The organism is Peptacetobacter sp. (genome assembly GCF_029264495.1).
Taxonomy (GTDB): Bacteria; Bacillota; Clostridia; order Peptostreptococcales; family Peptostreptococcaceae; genus Peptacetobacter.
Map to the genome: position 1 here is coordinate 1 of NZ_JARIBH010000036.1, position 2,975 is coordinate 2,975.

The 2,975-nt window shown below is 28.2% G+C and carries 2 protein-coding genes; one reads left to right on the plus strand and one right to left on the minus strand.

The window, feature by feature from the left end:
- Nucleotides 1-13: 13 nt before the first annotated feature.
- The gene (locus Q1J78_RS03585) at nucleotides 14-1,282 is read right to left on the minus strand and encodes a dihydroorotase (RefSeq protein ID WP_300280475.1); all 1,269 of its coding nucleotides are present in this window, start codon (nucleotides 1,280-1,282) and stop codon (nucleotides 14-16) included.
- A gap of 273 nt (nucleotides 1,283-1,555) precedes the next feature.
- Between Q1J78_RS03585 and Q1J78_RS03590 the strand changes: the two genes are divergently transcribed.
- Nucleotides 1,556-2,935, plus strand: a complete 1,380-nt coding sequence (locus tag Q1J78_RS03590; RefSeq protein ID WP_300280478.1) for a YjiH family protein — start codon at nucleotides 1,556-1,558, stop codon at nucleotides 2,933-2,935.
- The last annotated feature ends 40 nt before the right edge of the window (nucleotides 2,936-2,975 follow it).

Genomic DNA, 2,975 nt, shown 5'->3' on the forward strand with positions numbered 1-2,975 from the left:
ATTTATCTATAATTTATTTATCTTCAAAAGCTATTTTACCACCACATATAGTATATTTTACTTTACCAGTCATTGTCATACCTGTAAAAGGTGTATTTTCTGCTTTAGATGCATAATCTTTTGCTATCCACTTTTCATTTGGGTTAAATATTACTATATCAGCAACCTTTCCTTCAGAAATATCAGCTGTATCTAAATTATATAATTCAGCTGGTTTTACTGTCATTTTTTCTATAAGTTGAGAATAATTAAGATGTCCTTCATTAACTAATGACATAATTCCTAAAGATAAAGATGTTTCAAGACCTATTATACCACTTGGACAATTTTTAAATTCTCCAGTTTTTTCCTCTGTTGTATGTGGTGCATGGTCTGTTGCTATTATTTCTATTGTATTATCTTTTAATCCTTCTATTATTTTTTCTCTATCCCAATCAGTTCTTAGTGGTGGATTCATCTTTGCAAATGTTTTATGCTCTCTTACTGCATCTTCTGTTAATGTGAAATGATGAGGAGATGCTTCAGCATATACTCTAGCACCATGCTCTTTTGCAAATCTTACCATATCAACAGAATTTCCTGAACTTATATGCTGTATATCTACTTTTGCACCTGTTTTTATTGCCATCATACAATCTCTAGCTACCATTACATCTTCAGCTACATTTGATGCTCCAGGTAATCCTAATTCTTTTGATACTTCTCCTGCATTTACACCAGGATTTCCTATTAATGATGGATCTTCTTCGTGAAAACTTAAAGGAACATCTAATTCTTTTGCCATTTCCATCGCTTTCATCACAAGTGCTGTGTCATTTATAGGTAAACCATCGTCTGTAAATCCTAATGCTCCAGCTTCTTTTAAAGTTTTCATATCTACTAATTCTTTACCTAAAAATCCTTTTGTTATAGCTGCAGCTTGAATTATATTTATAGGAACTAATTCTGCTTTATTCTGTACATAATTTAATACTTCAACATTATCTACTATTGGTTTGGTATTTGCCATACATACAACTGTAGTAAATCCTCCTTTTGCAGCCGATGCTGAACCTGTAATTAAATCTTCTTTATATTCATATCCAGGATCTCTAAAATGCACATGTACATCTATAAGACCAGGAGCTACAATATTTCCATCTGCATTTATTATTTTATCAAATCCATTTTCATCTATATTTTTATCTAATTTAAATATCTTCCCATCTTTGATTGCAACATCTATTATTTCATCTGTATTAGTTGCTGGATTTACTAATCTACCGTTTTTTATAAGTATCATTAAATCAGTCCTTTCAAAATTTATTTTCTTTATTTTATTATACCTTTAAAATTATAAATATGCACTATTTTCATTGACTTTATATCAAAAATGATATAAACTTGTACTTGGCTTTTGAAAGTTTTTCAAAGCCTTTTTTAATGTTTTTTAATTTTTATTTTATTCAATTATCAAAAATATTTATTTAAAAAAGTAAATAATATTTCATAAATATTTATTAAAAAAAATTAATTTTCAAAATATTGTTTAATTATATTTCAGGAGGGATTTATTTTGAATAGTAGTAATTATAAAAAATCCATTAATATGAGTGGATTTTTAAGATTTTTAATTCCGTCTATTTTTGGTATGATTTTATTTGTCATTCCTCTGCCATACGGAAAAATTTTAAATATTGAAGGACTTTCTTCGATAAATATAGGAATAGGATTTATTGCAGAACTTATAAAAATATTACTTGCAGACTATATAAATTATATAGCTTTAATAGTAATTCTCGCTTCTGCTGTATTTTCTATATTAAGTAGATTTATACACATAAAAAATGATTTTTTAAGAAGTGTTCTTGAAGTATCACCTTTTTGGCTAATTTTTAGAATACTTGGTTCTATATTCATTTTTATGACAATATTCAAGGTTGGACCAGAATTTATTAATTCCGATTCTACTGGTGGAACTATGATAGGAGTACTTCCAAGTTTACTTGCTATATTTTTAGTGTCTGGATTTTTACTTCCACTTGTTGTAGATTTTGGTCTTATGGACCTTTTTGGAACAATGATTTCTAAATTTATGTACAAATTATTTAAAGTTCCAGGTAGATCTGCTATCGATGCAATATCTTCATGGCTTGGTGATGGTACTTTAGGTATAATGATAACAAATACTCAATATAAACAAGGTTTTTATACTGCAAAAGAAGCATCTATTATTGCTGTTTGTTTCTCATTAGTTTCATTACCTTTCTCAACTGTTATTGCAGACCAATTAGGATTTATGGATATATTTGTTCCTTTTTATGGAACAGTTTGTTTAGCGTCATTAGCATGTGCACTTATAATGCCTAGAATATATCCACTTTGTAAATTTGAAGATTCTACATATATGGGAGTTGAACATCTTAAAGAAGAAGTTATTCCTGAAAATGAAAATGTATTTGCTTTTGGTATCAAAAAAGCTATAAAAAGAGCTGAAACTTCACCTTCTTTTTCGGATATAATAAAAAATGGTTGTAGAACAGTTATAGATATGTATTTCGCTCTTTTACCACTTGTTATGGCTTGGGGAACATTAGCTCTTATAGTTGCTGAATATACACCTTTCTTTACAATAATTTCATATCCTGTTGTTTTTGTATTGAAATTACTTCAAATTCCTAATGCTGTTGAAGCTGCACCTGCTGTTTTAGTTGGTTTTACAGATATGTTCTTACCATCTATAATGGTTTCTTCAGGAAATATAGCAGAAATAACTAAATTTATAATCGGTGTGTTATCAATTTCTCAGCTTATATACCTTACAGAAACAGGAGCTGTAGTTTTGAAATCTGATATTCCATTGAATTTAAAAGATTTACTAGTTGTGTTCTTGGTTAGAACTTTGATAAGTTTACCAATAATAACTCTTGTAGCTAAGTTTTTAATATTTAATTAATATAAAAGGAACTCCTATATTAAATATGGAGTTCCTTTTT